The 23,446-nt window shown below is 67.0% G+C and carries 16 protein-coding genes; 6 read left to right on the top strand and 10 right to left on the bottom strand.

Annotated elements, in window-relative coordinates; all coding sequences use genetic code 11:
• Positions 1–27: 27 nt before the first annotated feature.
• Complete coding sequence (locus OZ403_RS26085; protein ID WP_268782054.1) at positions 28–1,437, top strand: flavin monoamine oxidase family protein; 1,410 nt, start codon at positions 28–30, stop codon at positions 1,435–1,437.
• A gap of 196 nt (positions 1,438–1,633) precedes the next feature.
• Here OZ403_RS26085 and OZ403_RS26080 read toward each other — a convergent pair whose 3' ends face one another.
• From OZ403_RS26080 to OZ403_RS26070, 3 genes are all read right to left on the bottom strand, one after another.
• A complete protein-coding gene (locus tag OZ403_RS26080; RefSeq protein ID WP_268782053.1) occupies positions 1,634–2,719 on the bottom strand; it encodes a hypothetical protein in 1,086 nt (361 codons plus the stop codon).
• 142 nt (positions 2,720–2,861) lie between these two features.
• Entirely contained in the window at positions 2,862–4,061 is a 1,200-nt protein-coding gene (locus OZ403_RS26075; RefSeq protein WP_268782052.1) for a hypothetical protein, read from the bottom strand.
• A 43-nt stretch (positions 4,062–4,104) separates the two neighbouring features.
• Positions 4,105–4,779, bottom strand: coding sequence for a lipid-binding SYLF domain-containing protein (locus tag OZ403_RS26070; RefSeq protein ID WP_268782051.1), 675 nt, complete (start codon positions 4,777–4,779; stop codon positions 4,105–4,107).
• A 212-nt stretch (positions 4,780–4,991) separates the two neighbouring features.
• Here OZ403_RS26070 and OZ403_RS26065 point away from each other — a divergent pair, with 212 nt between their 5' ends.
• The 3 genes from OZ403_RS26065 to OZ403_RS26055 all read left to right on the top strand — a co-directional run bounded on the left by OZ403_RS26065 (position 4,992) and on the right by OZ403_RS26055 (position 8,590).
• A complete protein-coding gene (locus tag OZ403_RS26065) occupies positions 4,992–5,360 on the top strand; it encodes a hypothetical protein (RefSeq protein ID WP_140793980.1) in 369 nt (122 codons plus the stop codon).
• A gap of 1,115 nt (positions 5,361–6,475) precedes the next feature.
• On the top strand, positions 6,476–7,366 hold the full coding sequence (locus OZ403_RS26060) for a hypothetical protein (protein ID WP_268782050.1): 891 nt from the start codon (positions 6,476–6,478) through the stop codon (positions 7,364–7,366).
• Between the two features lie 66 nt (positions 7,367–7,432).
• Positions 7,433–8,590, top strand: coding sequence for a 50S ribosomal protein L11 methyltransferase (locus OZ403_RS26055; protein ID WP_140793977.1), 1,158 nt, complete (start codon positions 7,433–7,435; stop codon positions 8,588–8,590).
• Between the two features lie 83 nt (positions 8,591–8,673).
• On the opposite strand, the gene OZ403_RS26050 is transcribed toward OZ403_RS26055, so the two are convergent.
• Positions 8,674–9,420, bottom strand: coding sequence for a hypothetical protein (locus OZ403_RS26050; protein ID WP_140793976.1), 747 nt, complete (start codon positions 9,418–9,420; stop codon positions 8,674–8,676).
• Between the two features lie 493 nt (positions 9,421–9,913).
• Between OZ403_RS26050 and traA the strand changes: the two genes are divergently transcribed.
• Positions 9,914–11,338, top strand: coding sequence for an outer membrane exchange protein TraA family protein (gene traA / locus OZ403_RS26045; protein ID WP_268782049.1), 1,425 nt, complete (start codon positions 9,914–9,916; stop codon positions 11,336–11,338).
• 199 nt (positions 11,339–11,537) lie between these two features.
• Here traA and OZ403_RS26040 read toward each other — a convergent pair whose 3' ends face one another.
• The gene (locus OZ403_RS26040; protein WP_268782048.1) at positions 11,538–13,190 is read right to left on the bottom strand and encodes a jacalin-like lectin; all 1,653 of its coding nucleotides are present in this window, start codon (positions 13,188–13,190) and stop codon (positions 11,538–11,540) included.
• Positions 13,191–13,577: 387 nt separating this feature from the next.
• On the opposite strand from OZ403_RS26040, the gene OZ403_RS26035 reads away from it, so the two are divergent.
• Complete coding sequence (locus OZ403_RS26035) at positions 13,578–14,570, top strand: galactose-binding domain-containing protein (protein ID WP_268782047.1); 993 nt, start codon at positions 13,578–13,580, stop codon at positions 14,568–14,570.
• Between the two features lie 298 nt (positions 14,571–14,868).
• On the opposite strand, the gene OZ403_RS26030 is transcribed toward OZ403_RS26035, so the two are convergent.
• The 5 genes from OZ403_RS26030 to OZ403_RS39810 all read right to left on the bottom strand — a co-directional run bounded on the left by OZ403_RS26030 (position 14,869) and on the right by OZ403_RS39810 (position 22,989).
• Positions 14,869–18,024 carry an Ig-like domain-containing protein gene (locus tag OZ403_RS26030; RefSeq protein ID WP_268782046.1) on the bottom strand — a complete coding sequence of 1,052 codons (3,156 nt, stop codon included), beginning with the start codon at positions 18,022–18,024 and terminating at the stop codon, positions 14,869–14,871.
• A 202-nt stretch (positions 18,025–18,226) separates the two neighbouring features.
• Positions 18,227–19,492 carry a cytochrome P450 gene (locus OZ403_RS26025; protein ID WP_268782045.1) on the bottom strand — a complete coding sequence of 422 codons (1,266 nt, stop codon included), beginning with the start codon at positions 19,490–19,492 and terminating at the stop codon, positions 18,227–18,229.
• Between the two features lie 604 nt (positions 19,493–20,096).
• A complete protein-coding gene (locus OZ403_RS26020) occupies positions 20,097–21,134 on the bottom strand; it encodes a hypothetical protein (RefSeq protein ID WP_140876381.1) in 1,038 nt (345 codons plus the stop codon).
• Between the two features lie 606 nt (positions 21,135–21,740).
• Entirely contained in the window at positions 21,741–22,208 is a 468-nt protein-coding gene (locus OZ403_RS39815; protein WP_442929617.1) for a hypothetical protein, read from the bottom strand.
• Positions 22,111–22,989 carry a discoidin domain-containing protein gene (locus OZ403_RS39810; protein WP_442929616.1) on the bottom strand — a complete coding sequence of 293 codons (879 nt, stop codon included), beginning with the start codon at positions 22,987–22,989 and terminating at the stop codon, positions 22,111–22,113. The genes OZ403_RS39815 and OZ403_RS39810 overlap by 98 nt, the downstream gene beginning before the upstream one ends.
• Positions 22,990–23,446: the final 457 nt, after the last annotated feature.

Genomic DNA, 23,446 nt, shown 5'->3' with positions numbered 1-23,446 from the left:
CACCGAAGGCGCGAGGCGACGTCTCGAATGAGCGAACGCGTCATCATTCTGGGCGCGGGCCTCGCAGGACTGGCGGCAGCGCATGCGCTTGTCCTCGCAGGCCAGGACGTCGTCGTGCTCGAGGCGCGCTCTCGAGTCGGTGGCCGGGTCCTGACCCTGCGGCAGCCGTTCCTGGACGGAATGTACGCCGAGGCGGGCGCGAAGTATGTCCTCAGCGGGCACTCGACGGTCCTCGGCTTTGCGAGGAGGCTCGGCCTGGAGCTCGACCCGCTGCCAGTTCCGCACGCGTCGGCCTTGCGGCCCCTCCATCTTCGGGGACGTCGCATCCTGGCCCCCATCGGTGATGATACGGGCCTCCCGCATGTCCTGAGGGCGGATGAGCAGCAGCTCGGCCTCTCAGGCCTCTATCGGAGGTACGTGGCCCCCCTCGTGGAGGCTGTCGGCGACCCCTTCCATGAGACTTGGCCCGGTCCAGGCGCGACCCGCCTCGATGGCCTGACGATGCGTGAGGCCCTCGCGGAACGGGGCGCTTCTTCAGCGGCCATCGACGCGGTGAGCCTGGGGCGGTTTGACCTCGTTGGTGATGGCATCGACGCAAGCTCGGCGCTTGGCGTTCTTCGACGGGAGTTGCTGACTGTCGGCAGAGGAGGCGCGAGCGCCTACACCGTGAGAGGCGGAAGTGACCGGCTCCCCGCCGCCCTGGCGGAAACGCTCGGCGGAAGGATTCAGTTCGGATGGGCAGCGAAGCGCATTGAGCAAGAGCAGGGGGCCGTCCGCGTGTATTGCCGCGGCAGCACGGGAGAACACAGAACGTTCACGGCGGAGCGGCTCGTGTGCGCCATACCGTTCTCGGTCCTTCGCGACATCGAACTCGCCCCCGTCTTCTCGGCGGACAAGATGCGGGCGATTCGCGAGCTCGAGCATACGTCCGTCGTGCGTACCTTCATCCAATACCGGCGCCGCCTCTGGACAGAGTGGGGGTGGTCGAATGGGTGGCTGACGGACCTCCCCATCATGCACGTTCTCGACGCGGCACCGACTCAACCTCCGCCGTCAGGCATCCTCGAGGCGTATCGCGCGGGCCCGTGCGCCCGCGCGGCGGGCCTTCTCTCCGAGGAGGAGCGCATCGTGATGACTGTCCGGGGCTTGAGCCAGTTCGCGCCGGAGCTGTCCTCCGAAGTGCAGAGCGGAACCTCCTACACCTGGGACCTGGACCCTTGGGCACGGGGCGCCTTTGCGTGGTTCCGGCCGACGCAACTCACGCAGTGGGGACACGCGCTCGCAACGCGCGAAGGCCGGGTCCACTTCGCCGGCGACCAAACCTCTCCCATGCCCGGTTGGATGGAGGGGGCGCTCTTCTCTGGCCAACGCGCCGCCTTCGAAATCCTGTCAGGAGCCAGCGGGGCTTGCATGGCAGAAGGCCTGCGTGGCTCCTGATTCAGGCTGCGGAAGCGACTTGCGAGAGGACGTGGGGGTTGCTTCGCGACCTTGGGGGCCGTTGAAATGTGGCGAAAGGTGGCCGTGCGAACTCAGGTACCGGCAGCGTCGGGCAGGCTTCGAAGGTTGGCAGGTCGGGACTGATGGCAGCGGCGCGGCCTGCCCCCTCGTCGTCGGGCCATTCTTTCGCAGATACTCAGGGACACATCAACGCGACCGACTTGATCCGCACCGCGCCATTGACGCTCGCATCGTTTGTCTGGTCGCCGATGGCGAGGGTGCCGTTCGTCGTGAAGTGGGTCCGCGTGAGCTTCGCGACGCCGTCGATGCTGACCGTCGCCACCTTCGCCGCATCCACCGCGAGCTCGTAGACATGATACGCGCCGTCGGTCACTGAGAACGCCGCGGACTGAGTGTCATCCGCCCAGCCAATCGCCGCGCTGTCGAGGTAGATCATCTGCGAACGATCCAAGGCGTTGCCAAACGGCCTCGTGAAGCTCCCAAGGATGGCCGCTCCACTGTCGAGCGGGTTGTGATCGTTCACCGATTCGACCTGCATCGTCACTTGAAGCTTGAACGGCTTCGTTCCGTCGAACGCGTCTGCCCGCGTGATGAGCAGTTGCCCACTCGTCGCCGAGTCGCTGTTCGTCGACGTCGAGAGGCGAACGTAGTCCGCGCCGTACGTGAGCGTGTTCGGTGTCTGCGCGACCGTCGTCCAGCCTTGCTCCGTGATGTCGTCGCCGCCGTTCAGCAGCGGAATGCTTGCGCGCGCCGTCCAATTCGTCGTCGACGCCGCCGGTGAGCACGTTTCGCAGGCATTGGCCGGGTTCGCCGTACCCTCGGCGTAGAGCGTGCCGTCGATGAAGCACTTCGGGCTGCACACGCCATCCGAGCAAACCTGTCCCGGGTTGCATTGCGTCCCGTCCGTGCGTTGCGTCCACGTGGTCGCGGACGTCGCCGGCTCGCACTGTTCGCACGAATTCGCCGAGTTCACTGCTCCGGAGGCGACCTGCTGGTCGCCGATCTGACACCGCGCGACGCAGACGCCACCCTCACAGGCCTCGGCAGTCCCGCAAGCCTGGTCGCAACCTCCGCAGTGCGCCGGGTCGGTCTCGATGCTCGTACAGGTGTCGCCGCACAGCGCGACGCCAACGCTGTCGCACGTCTCTGGCACAGCCGCGTCGGGTGGATCGGTGGGGGTGGGGGGGGAATCGTCACCGCAAGCAGCTACGAAGCCGAGCACGACGAGGCAGGAGAGCGCGATAGCGCGAATGGAGGCCATTTCGCCCGCCACCTTACGCGCCCCCTGTGGACCCGCAATGGCGATGCGCTGGCCTCCAGTCCCTCCACGAACACCGCGTCCGATTTCACCTTCCGCGCAACGGGAACAGGCGACGTTCCGCTGGGCGCTCCGGCCTGCGTCCCTACTTAGTGGCCTGAGGCGGAGGGCCGCCCTTCCGGGAACGGCGCGATGTCTTGGCGGCCGCCGCTGGCTTCCCCGCGGCTTTCTTGCCACGCGTCGCCGCGAGCTTCTTGGGGCGGGGGGCCCGGGGTTTCTCCTCCTCCGTGGCAGCGCCGTCACCGCGGCGGACGCGTGCCACCGCGCCGCTCACGGACCGGGTCAGCCGCGCAACCCGGGGGGCGGCTCCAAGGGAGTGGGTCAGTCCCTGCACCTTGTGGGACACGGAGCTCAACGCGCGGCGCTCCCGGTCCGACACGGGGAGCAGCGCCGCCCCCGCGACGCCTGCTGCCAGCGTGGTCAGTCCGATGGCCACCGCGTGTTCACCCAACTGGTCGGCTGCCCAGGTGCGTGCCTTGCCTGCTCGCTCACGGAGTCTGTCTCCACTGGGGACCCGGTCTCGCAGATGCTCCAGTGTCTCGCGCCCCCGGGTGCTGACCCGTTGCATGGCCTCGCGTGTGTGCGCGGCCACCTTCTGGGGGCCTGTCTTCTCTTCGGCCTGGGCCTTGCGGCGCTTCCAGGCCGCGGTGAGCTTGCCCAACCTTTTTCCCCCGGATTTACTCGTCTGCGGCTTGGCCATCGCGCTTTCCCTCGTTTCGCCCTCGTTGGGGGCCGACGTTCCTCGTGTCAAAGAAGGTATGGATAAGAGAAGCCGGCGCAATGTACTGCTGCGGGTGAGGACGGCCGGCACGACGAAGGCGCGCTGGGCGCCGAGCGCGGCGCCCGCCCACATTCCTCCATCCGTGGCCAGCGCGACCGCCGTGCTGCCAGCCGGGCCCCGCGCCTTCACCGCGCCTGCTTTGACCAGGGTCGCGGCCGCGTTGAGTGCCAGTCCCGTCCCGCCATGCTTGAAGCGTTGGAAAGCCTCCTGGTCCTCGAAGAGGACGACCTCCGAAGATGTCTGTCCGCCCAGCTGAACTCCCACGGTCAGCTGGACCAGCGCCGCGTATCCGACCAGCCGCTCCCGACGGAAGACCTCGCCCATCCCCCAGGTGCCTCCGAGCACGGCGCTCCCCTGGCCTAGCGAAGGGAAGACGGCATAGGCGTAGGCCCGAGCCCTCGCCCGAGCCAGCTCCGGTGAGCGGGCCTCCAGCCGGTGCAATGCCGCCCGTGCGTCACCATGCAGTCTGCGGTGGACGTCCAGCTCCTTCCGCGCGAGCTTCAACAGACGCTGGCCTTGGATCGCCAGTTTGCTTCGGATGGGCGCTTCATTCGTGGCGAGCACTGGCCTGCGCCTTGAGGATCCGGGTGAGCAGCAGGGCGGCAGCCGTCAGCCCCGTGGTCAGGGCAGGAGGGGGCTGCGCCGCTTGCAGCCGCGAACGCGGCCCGGTGTCATCGGCCCCGTTCTCCTCGGAGGCACCCTGCCTGCGGAAGCGCTGCACCAGGCCGCCGTTCCCTCGCTCCGATGCGTCCGACGAACGCGGAATGAACGTGAACTTCTGTCCGCCCAGGGAGGCCTCGAGCAGCATGCCGCCAAGCGAGTAGGCGTGAGCAACGCACTTCGCATAGTTGATGGTTCCGGACGCCGCCGCCTTCACGAGCACGGCGGACGCGTTGGCGGCGAAGGCCACCTTTCCTCCCTTGAACGCTTCAATGGCATCACGGTCCTCGAAGAAGATGAGCTCGCTCAGGGTCTGTCCGCCCACCTGGACTCCGAGGGTCAACTGGCTCAGCGTGGCGAAGCCAATCGGCTTGCCCTTCTCGAAGACCTCGCCGTGGCCGTACGAGCCGCCGAGGACCAGCGATGCCCTGCCCAGCGAGGGGAAGACGGCATAGCCCTGTACCTGCTCCAGCTCTTTTTTCAGCTCCGGGTGCTTGAGCACCAGGCGGTCCACCGTTGCCACGGCCTCTTCGTGAAGCGTCTTCTCCTGCTCTGGCTTCATGTTCGCCTCCTGATGAATCAACGTGGCGACGGCCATGTCCGCAAGGTACCCACGGGACGTGCGTGCGAACGACCACGCCGTGAGTGGTCTGGTTGCCCGGACGTGACGCGGAGGTGTCTACCTTCGGTGTCAGGAGGACGCACATCATGGCCTCGACGAAGACAAAGGAGAGGAAGCGCTCGCGCGGCCCAGCGCGACACGCATCACCCAGGATGGAAGCTGCGCAGAAGCAGTTCGAACAGGTCACGGGATACGCGCGGGGTCGGGTGATGGAGCGCCTGGACTTCCAGCGGGGCTTGCTCGTGTCGGTGCTGGAGGACGTGGCAGAGGGGCTGGGCAGCGCCACCCGGCGTGCACCGAGCCCGGCATCGCAACGCATGCTGGAGACGGGAGAGCGCATGTTCCGCGGCGCCTCCTCGCGGCTGGATGAGCAATCCATCGCGGCATTCATGGACCGCACGGGACAGTTCGTGCGGCAGCGCCCGGGATGGTTGCTCACGGGACTGCTGGGGGCAGGCCTGCTCGCGGGGCGGATGTTTCGCGCCAGCGGTGCTGGCGATGTGGAAGGGGAGGCTGAGTGATGAGACGTAGCGCGAACAAGACGGCTGCGGGCGAGGGACGGAACGGCGGCGCTCCAGGTCAGACGCAAGGGGGACTGGCGCCGTTGCGGACGGTCCGCGACAAGGGCCGGGCGGTTGCCGGGAGTCTCCGAGAGAAGTTTCCCTCGCGAGACGATGCGCGCTCCCGCGCGGTGGGAGCCCAGACGTGGACAGCGCAGGCGATGCGACAGCATCCCGTGGGGGCGGGACTTGGGGTCCTGGCCCTGGGCTTCCTGTCGGCTTCCCTCTTGCCGGCCTCGGCGCTGGAGCGTCGCGCTTATACACGTGCGGCGGGAAAGGCGCGGGACCTGGCCGACCGCTTGGACGCACCGGGGCGACTCGAAGAAGTCCTGGCGGCCGTACGACAGATGGCGGCGGACGCGGCAGTCGAGCAGCTGGCCTCTTTGAGGCCCGAGCCCGAGGAAGGTCCTTCGCGGCGCAAGTTGGAGCGGGTGGACCGAAAGGGTGGGTGAGCGCCGGGCGGGTGGGGGACGGGGGGCGGCCCGCCCTGGCGGCCGATGGAGGTTCAGTCGCGTCTCCGCCCGGAGCGCTTCCGTGGGGGCGCTGAAGGCTCCTGAAACCGTGTTCCCACATGCATGGATGCTTCGAAGGGCCCGTAGTGCCCTGTCGTGAGGGGCGCCGGTACTCCCGTCCGGTGCGAGGTGTGGACGCTCTCGACGCCAGGAGACGACCAGGTGCGAACATGAACGCCATGGATTGCATGCACGATGAGCGATTCGCCCCGGGCGCTTGCGGCAATGGCGACGTCATCGTTCAGCTCGGATTCCTGGTCGTTCAATGGCGCGCTCTGGAAACGCGCGTGACTTGATTGCGGTGGTCGACGTACCGGCATGGGGAACTCCCTGGGGCATGGGCCAACAGCTCCCTTTCAATCTGGAGACGCGTTGCTCGGGAGGCTGTGGCAAGGCGGGCGTGGCCTGCTCCCGTGGGGTCCCTGGCTGCCTGCGTGAGAAGCCTTGCGGGCTGCCGGCAGTTCCTTTCGAGGGACTGAGGCCAGTGGGACGAGGCCCTTTGGCCACACCGGGTGTCAGGCCCGTCGTCCGCTCCTCACTCTTGACAGAGGGAGGAGGTCGAACGTGGCAAAGACAGGATGGGGGGCATGGCGATTACGGGGAACGAAGTCCGCGAACAAGACGGAGCATGACAATCCCGAGGAGCGGCCTTCGCAGCGGGAAGGCGGAGCCACGCGAGAGGAGACCCGGCATGCGCTCGCGCAGGCGGGCGTCGACGAGGGGCCCATCGAAATCGTGCCCGACGTGCTGCTCGACGTCCCGACGGTGAAGGTGGATGAGATTACGCTCGACGTGGAGAACTTGCGTGCACGCGTCTCACTGCATGCCGAGCTGGCCAATCTCGTGCGCCTCGATGTGGGCGCTGACGTGGGCATCGAACGGGTCAAGCTGACCATCAAAGGCGTGGAGGCCCAGGCGCTGCTCAAGGTCCGGCTCCAGCGTGTCTATGAAATCCTGGACCGTGCGCTCCAGACACTCGACAACAACCCCGAACTGCTCGCCAGCCTGCTTCGGCCCGTGGGGCATGCGATAGGCGAGGTGGGGGAAGCCGCCCATGAGAGCCTGAAGCCTGGCGGAGCGGTGTCCGAGGCCGTCCAGGACGTGGGAGGGGCGGCGAAGGGGGCGTTGGAACCCGGCGGGACGGTGAACCGCGTGGCCGACCAGGCACTCGGGCCTGGTGGACCCGTGCGAGACGCCGTGAAGGGCACGGTCGGGCCCGAAGGCGTGGCGAAAGACGCAAGCCAGGCGCTCAGTGGCTCGATGCAAGCGGGCGGTTCAAAGCGTTCGAAGCACGCCCCACAGGGCAACGGCGGCGGGAGGCGCGAGCGAAGGCAGCCGCAGCCGGCCCCTGCCCCGAAGCAGCGTTCCGGCGCACAACGTTTCAGGCGCGGCCCGCCTGCCGGTGGCTCGAAGCGCCGTGCGTCGGGGCGACAGCGTCGCCGTCAGAAGCGCTGAGGGCGCGGGGAGCGCCGGTGGTTTCCCACACGCGACGGGAGCGCGCGGACGTGCTACCCCATCGCCATGCCTCGCGCTCCCCGAACCGATGCCTCGCCCGAGGGGCCGAACCCCTCCACCTCTCCGTCCGAGCCGCCGCTGGACTCCGCCTTCACCTGGCACTCAGAGAGCGCGGAACCCGCGCCTGCTCGGCTGTCTCCCGTGAATGACCGGCTCAGCGCGGATACGGCGCTCAAGCGGGTGCGCCGAGGCGAGTTCCTGCTGTACTCCGGTGACTTCCACAACGCGAAGCAGCTCCTCGGCGCGCTGAGCCGGCGGCTACCGCAGCCAGCGAAGGCGCGCTCGCCGCTGGAGGCATTCCGTGCCGAGCGGCGGGCCCGGCAGCTCGAACACGAGACGCTGTCGCGCATCGTGGTGTCTCTCGACCGCGATTACCGGCTCGGGCTCGCGCGGGCACCGGACACGTCACTGGCATGCCATCAGGTGTGGGGGGCTCCAACGACGGACACCACCGTGGTCCCGCTCAAACAACTCCTCGGTATGCTCGGGGCGGCGGAGTGGCGCCGCAAGGGACTCGCTGTTCCTGGCCTCACGGGGCTGCTTCACCCGCACTATGGCGTCTACCTTCCGACCCGCACGGATTACGTGGAACTGCTGAGCTCATTCACGGAGGTGAAGGGCACGCGCGTGTTCGACATCGGCACAGGAACCGGCGTGCTCTCGTTCATCCTCCTCCAGCGGGGCGCGGCGTCCGTGCAGGCGACTGACTGTGACTCCCGCGCCGTGGCCTGTTCCCGGGAGAACGCGGAGCGGCTCGGGCTCGGCAAGCGCTTCCAGGTGGCCGAGGCCGACTTGTTCCCGAAGGGCACGGCGGACCTCGTGGTGTGCAACCCACCCTGGATTCCCGAACCGCCCAAGAACCGGGTGGACCGCGCGGTGTTCGACGAGGACAGCCAGTTCCTGCGGCGCTTTCTCGAAGGACTCTCCGCTTCGCTTGCTCCTGGCGGAGTGGGCCTGCTGCTCCTGTCGGACCTCGCGGTGCTGCTCGGCCTGCGCCCACCCGGGTGGCTCGAAGCGGAATTCGAACGGTGCGGCCTGTCGGTGCAGTGGGCCCGGTCGACCCCGGCGCGGCATTCGAAAGCGAAGGACACGTCAGACCCGCTGCACATGGCGCGCTCGCGCGAGCGCACCACGCTCTACTGCCTGAAGCCGGTGGCCTCGTAGGACTCCGGCTTCGCCGGTCGTGGATGCCGCCGCCGGAGGAGTCCCCGGCGGCAGCACGGGCCACGAATCACCTGCTCATGACCTCAGATGCCCCAGCGGCAGCCCACGTGGAAGCTGTCGCCGGAGGCATTCGTGATGTCGAGCCGGCGCGTGGTCGAAACGCCGGCGGAGCCCAGGCTGTACTGGGCGTGAGTTCCCGCCCCCTGGAACACCGACGAGATGGTGCTCCCGACGGTGATCTGGATGATCACGCCATTGCCAGAGTAGTGGTCCACGCCACACAGGCCGGACGTCGAGGTCGAATAGGCATAGTAGCCGTTGGCCCAGTTCACCGCGCAGGTGCTCCACTTCGGTCCCCAATTGCAGCCGCCGTTGTTGACGAACGTGGCCGCGCTGCTCGAAGACGTCAGCGCCTGCTCGCTGACGCCAGGGCGCTGCGCCCGCGCGGACGCGTCCTCCCTTTCACCTCCGCCCGCGTAGGACTCTTGCTCATTCACGTCGCTCGGAAGGTTCAGCGCGCGGTCGTATGCGGCCTGGAGCTCCGCGGGGACCGGCGCACCGGGGCGCAGCCGCTCGAATGCGAGCAGCGCGTTCGCGGACTCCTTGTCGCCGAGCACGAATGACTGGGCCGGCAGCTTGTGCTCAGCCAGGTACAGGGCGCCCGGCGCGGGCTCATGGAACGTGACGGTGTGGCCCGGCTCGACCTCGATGCGCAGCACGACGCTGGCTTCGGTGGTCGTGTTGACGGGCGTCTCGGAGTCACCGGGGCCGGCCTGCTCCACCTCCGCCCCCGAGCATCCCGTGCACAGCGCAAGGCCAAGGCTTCCCATCGCGAGCCACTTCATTCCGCTACGCATATTTCTTTCCTTTTCTGAAATCGCATCGAGCGACTCTCCATGAGTCGGCTCTCGCGACACTGCGCGCGGTGCGCCGGTCCATTCATCCTGGAACGAGGTCATCCCGCGCCCTGAAGAACGACCCCTCCGGAAAGTCTTCGGTCGGTGATTTCCAGGGGATTTTCATGTCGCGACATCGCAGGTGCGTTGTGAGGGCGCGCCTCGGCAGTCCTCCCCGGCCCGCGGCTCCATCCCCCCAGACATGACGCCTGTGAGGGTGGACGGCCCTCGGCATCTCGATGCGCTCGGAGAGGCATTGAGCACGTTTGGACGGCCCAAGCGACTGGTGGCATTCGACTGGTCGGAGCTCTCTTGTCATGAGTAAGATCCGCGGATGCGATTGCTCCGCGTCCTTCTTCCCCTATTGTGTGGGTTGTCCATCCCTCTCCCCGCCAGTGCCCAGTTCGTCACGGTGAGCGGACCTCCCGTGGCGCCCCTTCCCGAAACAGCGGGGTTGGGCCTCTGCGCCGCGACGAGCGTCTCGCGGAATCCCGCAGCTGACTTCCCGCAGACTCAGTCGACCTACGTCGCTGGCATCAATGCCTTCATGGAGGCGAACCGGAGCAATCGCGTCACGTCGGTGCTTCGGACGCCCCTGGACCTGTCCAACAACCTCAATGATGGGAGGACGCTGAGCTACGGCGACTTCACCGGGGTCGCCGCAGGTTGCCCTCTCGGCGGATGTGACTTCGGCGACGACGATGACTTCACATCCTTCGCGACCCGCTTGCGTGGCTTCATCGCGGTCACGAACGACATGCTCAACAGACCCCTGCACTTCGGGTTCTACGCCGACGACTCTGTGAGCCTGACGCTCTTTGACCGGAATCAGATGAGCTACCCGGTCATCAACCGTCCGCCGACGCTCGGCGCACCAACGTGGCGCGCTACCAAGACGGTCTACTTCGAGCAGCCTGGACTCTACGGCGTGGAGGTGCTCCACACGAACATGAGCGAGCACTCCGCACTTGAGATCTCGATGTACGACGGCGACTTCGCGGACTTCGAGAGGGCCGCGAACACACCGCCCGTCATCAATCTGGCTGCAGCGGGCTTCGTGCTCGTCACGCCCGAGATGTTTCATCAGACGGAGTCGGGGCAGTCCTTGCTACCCACCCTCACCGAGTGCGCCCAATGCAATCGCCAGTTCTCCAACGGGCCAGGGAATGGGGGATGCGAAGCGGGCTATCGCTGCAACGCGGCGGCCCTGTGCGCTCCCTGTGATTCGTCGCTCTCCTGTGGCGCGTCGTGCTCTCCGTGTGGGGCATCAACGCCGTACTGTGTGAGCCAGACCGAGGACTTCGTCTGTGCGCAGTGCCGGGATGCGAACGACTGCGTGGCGCTCGATGAATGCCATCTGCCCAACTGCACGGAGACGGGCACCTGCGCTTCGACTCCCGTGGAAGACGGCACGGAGTGCACGGGAGGGACCTGCCAGCAGGGCGAGTGCAGACCCGTGGACGCGGGGACCCCTGACGCGGGTGGGCCCGGTGAGGTGGACGGCGGTCCCATCCCTGAAACGGACGGGGGCGATACGGGCACGGATGGAGGAGACACGGGCTCGGATGGAGGAGACACGGGCACGGACGGGGGAGACACGGGCTCGGATGGAGGAGACACGGGCACGGATGGAGGAGACACGGGCACGGATGGGGGAACTTCCACGCCGGACTCGGGAGTTCCGGCCGTGGACGCGGGCTCCAACGATGGAGGCTCGCCAGCGCCTCCCACGGAGCCAGCGTCTGGCTGCGGCTGCCAGGGGGGACCGCAGGCGTTGCTCCCCATGGCGCTGCTCGCGCTCGCGCGCGTCGTGAGACGCGACCGTCGACTGGGCACACCGTCGCGCGATTGAGGAGGCGAAGCGCAAGTCGCGGCCGTTCATTTCAAGGGCTCGCCGCGGCAGCGTCGCGCGGCGAGTCGCCTACCGGGTGGTGACGACGTTCTGGCCGCCGTTGTTGTCCCAGCGCCTTGCTGACCCGCGTTCCGGAACAAAGGCGCCGAGGCTCCCCAACCGCGGGAGCCTTCGGCGCCGAAGGGCCATCTGGCTGGCGCTACCCGCCGGTGAGTCCCGGGAGGTCCAGCCACGCGATAGGGTCGAACCCGGGCGTGGTGGGGGTCTCGAAGCGCCAGATCAAGGAGATGCTGTTGAGGGTATTGGGCTGGAGCGCGCTGGTGAAACCCGACAGGCGAGCATCGACGCCCTGGGGTGCCAGCGACTGGAACCGAGTGCTCCCCGGAGCGCCTCCACCGAACTGCCTCCCCAGGTTGGTGCGGAGGTAGAGTTGATTGAGCGAGCCGGCGTCGAGGGTGCCGCCATACCCGAAGGCAGCGACGACATACTCCCCTTCCGCGAAGGTGACGTCACAGACATTGCTTCCGCCGGCGGCACCCCGGATGGGTTGCTCGGAGCCGTCAATCCAGATTTGGAGACAATCCACCCGGCTGCCCGTGCGAAGGAGGACGCGGGAGATGTTCTGGCCACTGGCGGCGGCGTCTTTCGCACGGCCCCCTCCCGAGATGTTCTCCGCGCCACCGTAGGGACCCGTCAGTGCGTGAATGACGCTCTGGACGGGGAGCTGGCCGGTGGAGCCGAAGCACGGCCACATGAAGGAGGGCGCCAACCACCCCAGCGTATTGACGGCGAACTGTTGAGTATAGAGGAACGCCTCCCGCTCGCGGTACTGGTTCTGCGCCTTCGACTCCGCCCAGGCCTTCTGCTCGTTGAAGGCTTGCTTCGCCATCACCTTCAGCGCGGCCGTGGCCTGCTCCAGCAAGGAGTCCAGCGCCAACCTGAAGGCCTCGCGCTTCGCGGGCCCCTCTGTCGGATACCAAGGCGCCGAGGCATAGATCTGGTCGAAGTAACGCCAGCGCGCGCTGTAGATGGCCAGCGCGATCGTGAAATAGGCGGAGCTATAGGGCAGCTTCTGCGAGGGATACTGCGACGCGGGGTAGTTGGCGTTGTAGGTGAAATACGGAGCGCGGTCCGCGATGAGCTGACACAGGCCGTCGTACTCATTGTAGAGCCGGTCGTTTTGATACAGCTTGATGGCGTTGAGGATGCCCCGGAACTCATTCTCAACGGAGCTCATCACCGATGACTCAACGCCGAGGTAGACGGCCTTGACGATGTACCGCTGGATGGCTTCCCAGATGAGGTTGGGGTTGGTGGTGGAGGGCCAGAAAATGCCCATCAAGCTGCTGAGGAACCCTCCGATGTCCGGGATGAGGTTGATGAGCGCCCCCACCAGCGACTCCAGATCGTTCGAGATGGTGGCGAAGAGCGCTTTTTCTTCGACAATCGCCAACTGGGTGATGGCTCCATTCCGTGCCGCGGACGCACCGGGCCAGTCCGCGGGCTGGGCGCTGAACATCTGGAAGCTGTCGATGTTGTCACCGAAGCGGTACTCGCCTTCCAAGTCGGACACGAGCGTGTTGGGGCCGAAATACAGCTTCGTCTTGCTCGGGTGCTTTTTGTTGTAGTCCTTATCCTCGTAGACGATGAGCCAGGTCTGGGGGCCGGTCACCAGCGACTCGATGTGGTCCCCCACCTTGGCGCTGCCTGGGGCGCTGGAGCCAAACAGCGTGAACTTGTAGTCATCCAGATCCGAGACGTTCTGGGCGCCCGTGAAGTTGATGTAGGCGTGCTGGTAGCCCCACATGTCGAAGAACTGCACCCAGGTTCCAGAAGCGCTCGTGCTTGGCATTGATGTCTCTTTCTCAGGGAGAAGCCCCAGCCGAGACTCACTGCAATTCGTGCACCCAACGACCTCCAGGTGCGGGCGCATTTTTTAACCGGAAGCGGGGCGTTGCTGCGTCACGGGAGGACGCAACTGCGTTCCTGCCGCTGCACACTTCGGCGTCCAGGCTTGGTCCGCCACCGTCTACCGGCGGTGTGAGCGGGGCGAGCTGGCTCACGTCCGGGGCAGCAACGCTATCCGCGTTCTGCCTGCGGATGTGGACGCCTTCATTGCCCGACGCCGGGCGAGCAGGGCGCGCATTCGCTCCGAAACCTTGGCCTCGGCGGATTTTTGACACCCGCACCGAATGGCTCCGAAGCTCGCCCGGTCCCTTCCCCCGAGAGGCTTCGCTCTATGCTCCCATCCCTGTCCCGCGGCAGCCTGCCCATCTGGACGCTCATGCTCGCCATGCTCCTCTGCGGCACCGCCAACGCGCAGTTCACCGGCAAGCGCCGCGCCTATGCCTCCAGCTTCTGGGGTGGCACCGGCGCCAGTGGGAAGACCATCTCCTGGAGCGCGCTCTACGTCGCGCTCCCCCTGGACTACGGCTACAACGCCGCCAACAACACCATCGTCAACCTGGCTGGCGTCACCGCGGCCCAGTCGGACCTGCGCACCAGCAGCACGCGTTCGCTGAAGTGGGGCACGCAGATTCGCATCACCAACCGCCACCCGGGGCACGCGGGCTACGGCCGCAGCGTCCTCACCACGCTCCAGGACTCCGGGCCCGCCGACAGGATCCTCAGTGACGCCGCGCTGGGAGGCCGCGCGGCATCCCCCTACAAGCCCCTGGGGTGCTGGATTGACGTCACCCCGGGCGTGAAACAGGCGCTGGGCAGCACGAAGCCGGAGACGGAAAACCTCATCGTCGACTTCGAAGTCGTGAACGACCTCGGCAGCTCACTCGATCTGGACTCCAACCCCAATCTCGCCTTCGGCATGGCGGCCAGCGCGAGCGACTCGGAGAACACGGGCATCAGCGCCCCCAGCGCCGCCGTGGACGGAAATGGCGCCTACCACCTGGAGAACTATCGCAGCGCATGGCGCTCGGCGTACCACGCCAACACCTCGGACACGGTGTGGCTCAACGTCAACCTGGGCCGGGCGGAGGCCGCGCGCCGCGTCGTCGTGAAATGGGGCAGCTTCGTGCCCCCCGGCTACACGCTGATGGGCTGGACGCCGGGCATGAGTTCCTGGGTGACGCTCGCCACCCGCACGGGCGCGGGCGGTGGCACGCACGTCCACTCCTTCACGTCGGACCAGACGTACCAGTACTTCGGTCTGAGCATGAGCGGCGCGACCCGGTATGACGTGAAGGAGCTGGAAGTCTACCGCTGGGACTACTGACGCCCGGAGCACAGCAGGTCCCCAGTGCTCGCCGCGACGCCTCGTTGGTCGAGCGCTGGCCCCGGTCACCTTGGCCCCGCTGGCCGGGGCGTCCCGCGGCGCACCCCCTCCGCGCGACACTGGCGGCCTCGAGGGAGGCCGTTACGTGGCGCGCTGGCGCTGGAGCGTTTGTCACGAGCGGAGGATGGCCGCATCGCCTGGCGCATGAGCCCTACCCGCCTCTGCTGGTGCTCGCGTCCCTCCAGAACGAACGCCTGGAGGGATTCGAGGTGTTACCCGCGAACACGTTCAGCGCTGCCTACTGCACCGCGAAGAACAGGTCGTCGTGGTCGTTGTAGCTGCCCGTCACGCAGGACCCCGGCGAGCCGCCATAGCGGAACACGCCGCGCACGGCCTGCAGCGCGCCGCCCGGCAGGGTGTAGATGGTGGAGAGCACCTGCTGGCCACTGGCGGACGGCGTGAGCGTGGTCAGGTAGGCCCACGACGGACTGTTGGCGTCAGCGGCGTAGTAGAGGTCCAGCACGTCCGAGCCGCTGGCGCTCCAGGCCCATACCGTGGCCTCGATGCGCACCGTCTTGCCCGCGGCCAGTGCTGTCCCGTCCAACGTGGACACCTTCAGCCGGTCCAACGACTCGTCCGCATGGAAGCTACCCGCCGTGCCGTCCTGGCACGAGGAGTAGAGCGTGTTGGGGGCATTGGACTCGGGCCCCAGCGTGGCGCGGCCCACCAGCAAGCTCCCCGAGTCACATGAGGCCACCCCCGCCTGCGTGCAGCCCGGCGCCTTCCTCGTGCTGTCGTAGGTGGCGCCACCGGAGGGCTGCGTGGAGTTGGCGACGGTGATCTGCACCTGCGTGCTCAGCCCCTGGTTCCCCGCCCAATCGCGGGCCCGTGCCTGAAGGGTGTAGGTGCCGTTGGCATAGGACTGGGTATGCCAGGTGAAGAGGAAGGGGCTGGAGTTGTTCGAGGGGGCGATGGTCGTGTTGCGGCCCACCAGCACCACATCCGCGGTGTTGATCCCGAGCTCGTCCGTCGCGTCCACCGTCACCGTCACCACTCCCTGCACAGTCGAGCCCGACTGGGGCGAGGTGATGGTGGCCACAGGCGCCGTCCTGTCCACGAAGAAATACACCAGTGCGGACTCGCCCATCTGCCCCGCGGCGTCGTACGCGCGCGAGAACATTGTATGCGACCCCTCGGACAAGCCGCTGGTGCTCCAGCTGAAGTTCACAAAGCTGGACGTGGAGGAGTGGATGACGGTCCCATCCACGTAGACCTCCAGCAGGGTCACCCCCGTGTCATCGGAGCCCCGCGCCTGGATGGAGAGCAGGTCCGCTGTCCACTGCCCCGAGGAGGGCATCAGGATGGCGCTTGTGGGAACCGGGTTGTGGTTCAAGACCTGGACCTGGCGCGAGGAGACCGCCTCCTGGCCGATGGAGTCATACGCCTTGGCCTGGAGCTGACGCTGACCGTTGGCGGAGTTCTGCGTCGCCCAGGAGTACGTATAGGGGGCCCTCGTATCGGTGCCGAGCAACTGCCCATCCAGATAGAACTCTACCCTCGCGATGCCCTCGTCATCCGTGGCGTCCGCGGTGATGAGTACGGTCCCCTGGACCTGGGCGTTCGCGGCCGGTGCGGTGAGCGCCACGGTGGGCGGCAGATCCCCCGACACGCTGCTCACCGGGAACACCAGATCTTCATGGTCATTGTAGTAGCCGGAGCTGCAGGGCCCCGTCTGGCCATCCGACCGGAAGGCGCCGCGGAGGGCGTACCGCGCTGTCGCCGAGGAGGGCAGCGTATAGGTCGTGGAGAGCGTCTGGGCCCCGGTTCCGCTCGGGGTGAGGGTGGTGATGTACGTCCACGAGGGCGCGTTGACGTTGGTCGTGAGATAGAGCTCAAGCTTGTTGCTGGTCGAGTTGGCCCACACCGTGGCCTCGATGCGCACCTGCTTGCCCGGAGCTAGCGGCGTGCCGTCCAGCGTGGACATCTTCAGGCGATCCAACGACGCGTAGACGTGGAAGGTCCCCAGGTTCCCATCCGAGCATGAGCTGCCCGCAAGGGTGTTGGGCGCATGGGGCTCGGGGCCCAGCCCGCTGCGGCCCACCAGCAGGCCGATGGAGTCGCAGAGCGCCCCGTTCTCCGTGCAGCGGGGCGCCTGGAGGAGGGCGTCGTAGTGCGCGTTCCCGTTCGAGCCCACCGTGCACACGTTGTCATCGGAGCAGTACTGACCGCTCGCGCAGCCGCCACAGATGAGCGTGCCCCCGCATCCGTCGGAGAGGGTGCCGCAATCCTTGCCCGACTCCGCGCAGGTGGTGGGGATGCAGGTGTTCTCCTCCATGTAGAGTTCCGCGCTCCCTCCCATCGGACTGGTGGACAGGCCGCCCACCAACAGAACCTTGTCTCCGCTCAGTAGCGCCGTGCCGTGGTTTCCCCGAGGGCGAAGCAGGGGAGAGACGGTGCTCCAGGTTCCCGTGGCGGGGTCGAACCGTTCGATGCTGTCGAGGTAGTTGCTGGCGTAACCGCCAAAGAGCAGCGCCTTGCCCGAGGACAGGAGCACCCCCGCCTGCTGCTTGCGTGCCTGGCTCAGGGCGCCGGCCGGGGTCCAACTGCCGGTGGCCGGATCGTAGATTTCGGTGCTCGTGGGGAGCTCGAAAGTTCCCGGGTCCTCGCCCGCGGCCACGAGCACACGCCCGTCCTGGAGGAGGAAGGCCTCGTGGAACCGGCGCGCACGGAGCGGCGCGCTGGTGGCGCTCCAGGTGTTGGTGGCCGGGTCGTAGAGCTCGGCACTGGCGGCGGCGTTCCCACCCACGACCAGCACCTTGCCGCTCGGAAGCAGCGTGGCCGAGTGCCCCACGCGCGCCACGCTCAGTGGCGCCGCGCTCGTCCACGTTCCGGTGGCGGGATTGAACAGCTCGCAGCTCGCCAGCCCCGAGTAGTTGCTGGCCGAGCCGCCGGTGGCGAGCACGCGCCCATCCGCGAGCAACGTGACGGTATGACTGGTGCGGCCCGTGGTCAGGCTACCCGCGGTGCTCCAGGTGTTGGTGGCAGGGTCGTAGCGCCGGACCAGCGTCGGGTAGTCGGAACTGATGGAGCCCATGCCTCCGATGATCAGGACCTGGCCGTCACCGAGGCGCACGGCTCTGTGGCTGCGGCGTGAATTGGGCATGCTCGCGGCGGCCGAGAAGGTCCCCGTGCCCGGATCATAGATTTCCGCGCTCGCGAGGGTGGCGTCTCCACTTCCGCCCACGACGAGCACCTTGCCGTTGGTGAGCAGTGTGGTGGAGAAGGCATACCGGGTGACCGACATGGAGCCGGTGTCCACACTCAGACTCGCTTCGCGCTGGCCCGGCGCCAGGGCACCCTCCGTCCGCGGCTCCTCCTGCGTACCGCATGCGGCGCAGAGTACGAGGAGCAGCGCGAGTGTGCTGCTCCTCCACTTCGATGCGACTCGATTCATGTTCCCCCTCATGGGCACGGACCCTCACCGCTCACCGATTGGGCGGCAGGCTCGTATGGAGGGGGGTATACCGTCCATGTCTGTCATTCTCCAAACCGCGCCTCGTGAGAGGGGCCGTTCCTCGGACATCGACGCGCTCGTCGCGTATCTGATGTCTGGGCTGGAGGAGGGCCGTCTCTTCACCGGCCTGTGCGTCGGGTCGTCAGAGGGCCTGAAGCGCCTGGGTGTCCCACGCGACCTCGAGGCTCTCGTGCCTCCGGACGGTGACGCTCCTCAGGAAGCCCGGCTTCTGCCCAGGTACGAGCCGGAGCCCCGGGAGACTTCGAAGCAATGCCTCCACTGCCAGGCGTGCCTCGAGCCGCGCGAGCGGCGCGCCGATGCAGAAATGGAGGCCCTGCCCGAAGGCGAGGTGCTTCTTGACCTCATGCCGCCGGATGTCGAAGCGCTCAGGCTCGTGGAACCGGGCCTCGTCGCGGTTGGCCGACGCGTAGACGATGCGGATGTGGGCTCCCTTGGGAATGGGCACGCCCCCAATCTCCACCGCCTCCAGCGCCGTACGGAACATGGCATGCACGGGGGAGATCATCCGTACCGCCTCCTCGACCGCGCCCGCGATGAGGCCCGGGTCGTCCTGAAGTGCTCGCAGTTGCTCCGGATGCTCGAGCAGGAGTTCCACCGCTCCCACGATGAGGCCCGCGGTCGTCTCATGTCCCGCGAAGTGCACCTGCATCAGCAGGCTCACCAGCTCCGCCATGCTCATGGGCGGCGTCATCCCCTGCGCCCCGGTGACGATGTCGCTCAGCAGGTCCTCTCGGGGGGACACCTGCCGCTCTTGGAGCGCCGAGGCCAGGTAGCGCTGGAACTCGACCACACCTCGCGCGCACGCGACCTGGTGCTCGATGGGGCCATGCGCCGCGAGGACCGTGGTCAGCTCATCGGACCAGCGCCGGAACCGGTGGATGTCCGAGCTGGGGATTCCGAGAATCTCCGCGATGATGCTGCACGACAGCGGATGGGCGAACCGGAGGAACAGGTCCGCCTGCCCCTCCTGCCTGAAGGAGTGGATGAGCGCGTCCACGAGGGTGCGGATGAAGGGCTCCTTCTCCGCGAGGCGCCTCCCGGTAAAGGCCTTGCTGACGAGGCTCCGGAAGCGGCCATGCGCTGGCGGATCATTGTCGACGAGGCTGGGCACCAGAGGGTAACCGTCCATCAGCGCGGTGACCACCTCCGGCGGCGTCGTCGCGGCGCCCACCGTGATGGACTCTGCGGACGAGAAGCGTGTGGTATCGGCGACCACGGCGCTGATGTCCGCATGGCGCGTCACCACCCACGCCCCCAACGCCGGACTGAAGAACACCGGTTCCTCCCGCCGTGCACGCGCGAGGAACGGATGAGGATTCTCGAGCTGGGGAGAGTCGAGCGGGTGGTACTCAGACCCGAGTCCTGAAGGGGTGTTGGTCTTGGACATGCGTGAGCTGACCTCAACGGCTTGTTGGGTGGGGAGCGGGACCGCGGACCGCATGGTGCCAGGGCTTAAGGTTTCGCACACGGGGCTGGGCCATGCTGGACGGAGCGTCCCATGGCCACGCGGCGCCGTCTGGCTTGAACATCACCGGGGATGCTCTCGTTGCGCGACTCCCGTTCGAGCGAGCGACGCTCTCCATGTGAGTCGATCAGCACGCGGCTGTCCGTCCACGCGACGAAGCCAGCGCCCAATGGAAGGCACCTTGACCACCACCTCTCCTCTCCGAGCACGACTTCTTCCGCCGAGCCCCCGCGGTGCGCGCCGTTGTTGTTCTCATCGCTCTCGGCAATCCATTCATGCACATCCGCCAGCAGCACGATGTGGTACGTCCCTGTGGGAATGCACGTGAGAAGGTGATGGCCGTGGGCGGCAGACTGGACGTGCCTGCTCCGGCCGCCACGGAGACCTCGCTGATGGAGGAGAGTCGCCGGTCATTGGCGTCTGCCAGGAGAATTCCTACCCTGGAACCAGAAGGCGCGGCACAACTCGTATCCAAATCAAAGGAGAGCTGGAGGGGCCCATCAGGATGGGGGCAACTTCAGACCCTCTAGTTCTCCTTCACGCGCGACACCCAGCTCTCCAGGGTGCTGAGGCTGCATCCAGATTGGGCGTGCTCCTGGCTCATCCCCAGCGCATCGACAATCTGCGCGCAGCTGCAACCAGCGGTGTCCACGAGGGTAAAGCGGCGCTCCGGCTCGCCGTCGTTCGACGACAGCGTGTTGAAGGTGCCATCGCCGTCAGTATCGGCGAAGCGGTTCATGCCCGGCAGGGAGCCTGTGGACAGGGACTCGGGGAGCACGGTGCCCGCGCAGCGGTCCGCGCTATCGCAGACGCCGTCCTTGTCGGAATCGGTGCAGGTGTCGCGGCAGCAGAGCACCCCGCCAAAGCGGGAGCCCGTCTTGATGGCCGTGTAGGCCTCGCAGAGGCCGTTGTCGTCAGCGGTCGTCGCGGCGTTACACGACCATGGCGAGCCTTCAAGCCCCGAGCACAGGTTCTCCGAGAACCGGTTGAGGGGGCCACACGTGGCCTCGGTTCCGAAGTTGCCGCAGCCGAAGAAGTCGTTCGACGTTCGGGCGGTCTGCAGGCAGCCAGGAGTGCAGCTGTCGGAGTCGCACTCCGGACCTGTCGAGGTTCCGTTGGCACAGACGCCGCAGCCATTGGTGCTCTGCCGGGTGGCGAAGAAGAGGGCCTGGTCTCCCGCCTTGGTGGCTCCCTTGCAACCGGTGGAGGACCGGCTCATCACCTCGGCGTCGCTCGTACAGACGTGCCAGCCGCTCGCGCAGAGGTCGGCCACGTTGCAGCCGGCGCCACCCGGCTTCGGGCCATCGTCACCGCCCTTGCGGCCGCAGGCGGGGGTCAGGGTGTCGAAGGTCACGAGGCCCGGGCAGGCCGGAGCAATCCCCGGGTTGTCCGTGTGCAGGCCCGGAATCCGCCATGCACCGGCGCACCCCGCGATGTCAGGCCAGCGCGCGATGTCTTTGAATCCCTCACGCTGACGGTCCGCGCAGCCGGCTGCATCAGAGGAATGGGCAAAGCCTGGCGAGGCCGCCATCAGCAGCGAGCCGAAAATCAGACCGCAAGCCATCCGTACATTTTGTTTCAGTGTGTTCATGGTACCCCCCGGAACCGGTCAGGCTGCATGAACCGCAAGCCTTTCCGATAATTGTTGCGGCTACGGAGGATGATGTGCTGCGGCTTTCATCACAACCGCCTTGGGGGCCGTGACCTCCACGCAGTGGAGAACACTTTTTCGGCGCACTCCTCATCCCGCAGGGCATCTCCCGCAGCGTGCGGGAGGGCTCGCGAATTCATGCGGGCATTCCATGTGGAGACACCTCCAGCTCTGGCCTCCCCGCACCCACGGGACCCGAGACCGCTCATCCGGCGGCGGAGCCGGAGGGGGGCCCGCCATCAATCCATGGCGAGAGGGCGCGGACTCTGCTCGTCGCAGGCTCGGTCGGTGCTGGCCGGAAATCGGCTCATTGTTGGGCTGATATTGGATTGCTCGATTGCTGTGCCATGCACCGGAGATGGCCGCTCTTCGTGGCGAAGTTCGCGGTGATGGGGGATTGTTGGCGGTCCCCGTGGAGTGCTCGGACGCCGGTGATGGCGCCCATCGAATGCCCTGAAAACGCCACGCCCCGGCACTCCAAGGAAGGAGCACCGGGGCGGGCGTCACGTGGTCAGCGGCTCACTGCTCCGGCGAGATTTCGCGCACGGACAGCCACTTGAAGTCCACGTCGTTGGCGCTGTCCCAGCGGAACACCGCGATGGGGCCGCCCCAAGTGATGGGCATTGCGTTCACCGCGCCGCCGCAGTGGCTGGCGTCACCACCCCAGCTGCCCGAGTCCACCATGTCGTAGACCTTCTTCCAGGTCTTCTTGTCGGCGTTCTCGTTGAGGTACATCTCGAGGCGCACGGCCTCCTTTCCGTTGACCTTGGTGTTGCGCATCACCGACTTGAATCCCACCCAGCGGCCGCGTAGCGCCGAGGTACCGGACTTGTACGACGCCTGGTTGTAGGAGACGTGCCACGTCTCCTTCTTCCAGCGGACCCGGCCGTCATAGTGCAGCGAACCCTTGTAGCTGCTGCCCTCGCACCCCGAGTGGTTGTCGTTGTGCTTGCCGCCTCGCGCGTACCACGCGAAGTTGTCCGACACGTCGGACACCGAGTTGACCTTCACGAAGCCAGTCATCTCGATGTTCCGCCAGTCGTTCGCCGCCTGCATGTAGCCCCGGCTGGCCAGCACGTCGCGGTCGTAGGTCGGAATCTTGGATGCTGTAGCCCGTGGAGGTGAACACGGACATGCGCACCTTGCTGTTCCTCATCTTCCAGGAGCCGTCCGAGTTGCGGCTGATGGTGTTCTGCGGGTCGAAGCGCTTGTCGGACGTAGCGTTGTCCGCCAGGAACCACTGCTCGCCGCCCGACTTGGTCGGATAGATCATCGTCACGCCGAACTTGTCCTGGCCCTGCTCGCCAGGTGGGTCGGTGGGCGGGTTGGTGGGCGGGGTCGAGCCGGTGCCGGGCTGCATTTCCGCGATGCTGGCCCAGGTGTTCATCGAGCTGCCGTTCACGGTGATGCGCACGTAGCGCGCGCTCACCGGGGAGAACGAGTAACGCTCCAGCGCGGCGGTGTTGCCGGATGAGCTGCCGGAATGCACCTGCGTGAAGGTCGTGCCGTCCGTGGAGGTGGAGATGGCGAAGTTGTTGACGCGCTCGTTGCCACGGTGCCAGCCGATGTCCACGGCGCTGAGCGATTTCACCGCGCCCAGGTCGCCGGTGAGCCATTCTCCCACTCCGTTGCTGGACCAGCGCGTGGTGGGGTCGCCGTCGATGGCGTTGGCGGGGACGTTGCCGTCATCCCCACTGGCGGTGACGGAGGTGAATCCCTCGGCGGCTAGCGCGGGCGTCGCGAGCGCAAGGGCAGTCAGCGCGAGCACACGGGCAGGTGCATCCATCCCCCCGGGATGAGGTCCTGTGGTGTGGATTCAAGTTGATACCTCAAGTGAGACCACCAGGAGCCACGACTCACCGGGCGGACGATGCCGGACCGGCGCGCCGCGGTCCCCCAGCGGCGCGTTAGCTTCCAGACCGCAGGCCCGCGCCCCGTCAGCGACCCACGCCCCGCGCTGGGCGTCTCGCTTCCGTCAGGACCGGCGGTGTTTACGACTCGATAGCGGTGTTGCGGGCGCGAATACCCTTTCACCTGAAAGTGTATTCCCATTGCCATTTCTCAATTGATATCGAGCGCGCCCTTCAGACAGGCGTGCAGCAATCCCTCTCAGCCTCGCTGAAAATTCTCACCATTGCTGCGGATACGCCCTCCCATCTCAAGCCCCCTCCCGCAGCGGCCGTGATTCGACAGCTCCTCCCCAAAGCAGGAGAGGAGGCGATGGT

The organism is Myxococcus sp. NMCA1, from assembly GCF_026810205.1.
GTDB classification, from domain to species: Bacteria; Myxococcota; Myxococcia; order Myxococcales; family Myxococcaceae; genus Myxococcus; species Myxococcus xanthus_A.
The sequence above is the reverse complement of the archived record's forward strand: the minus strand, read 5'-3'. Positions and strand labels throughout refer to the sequence as shown.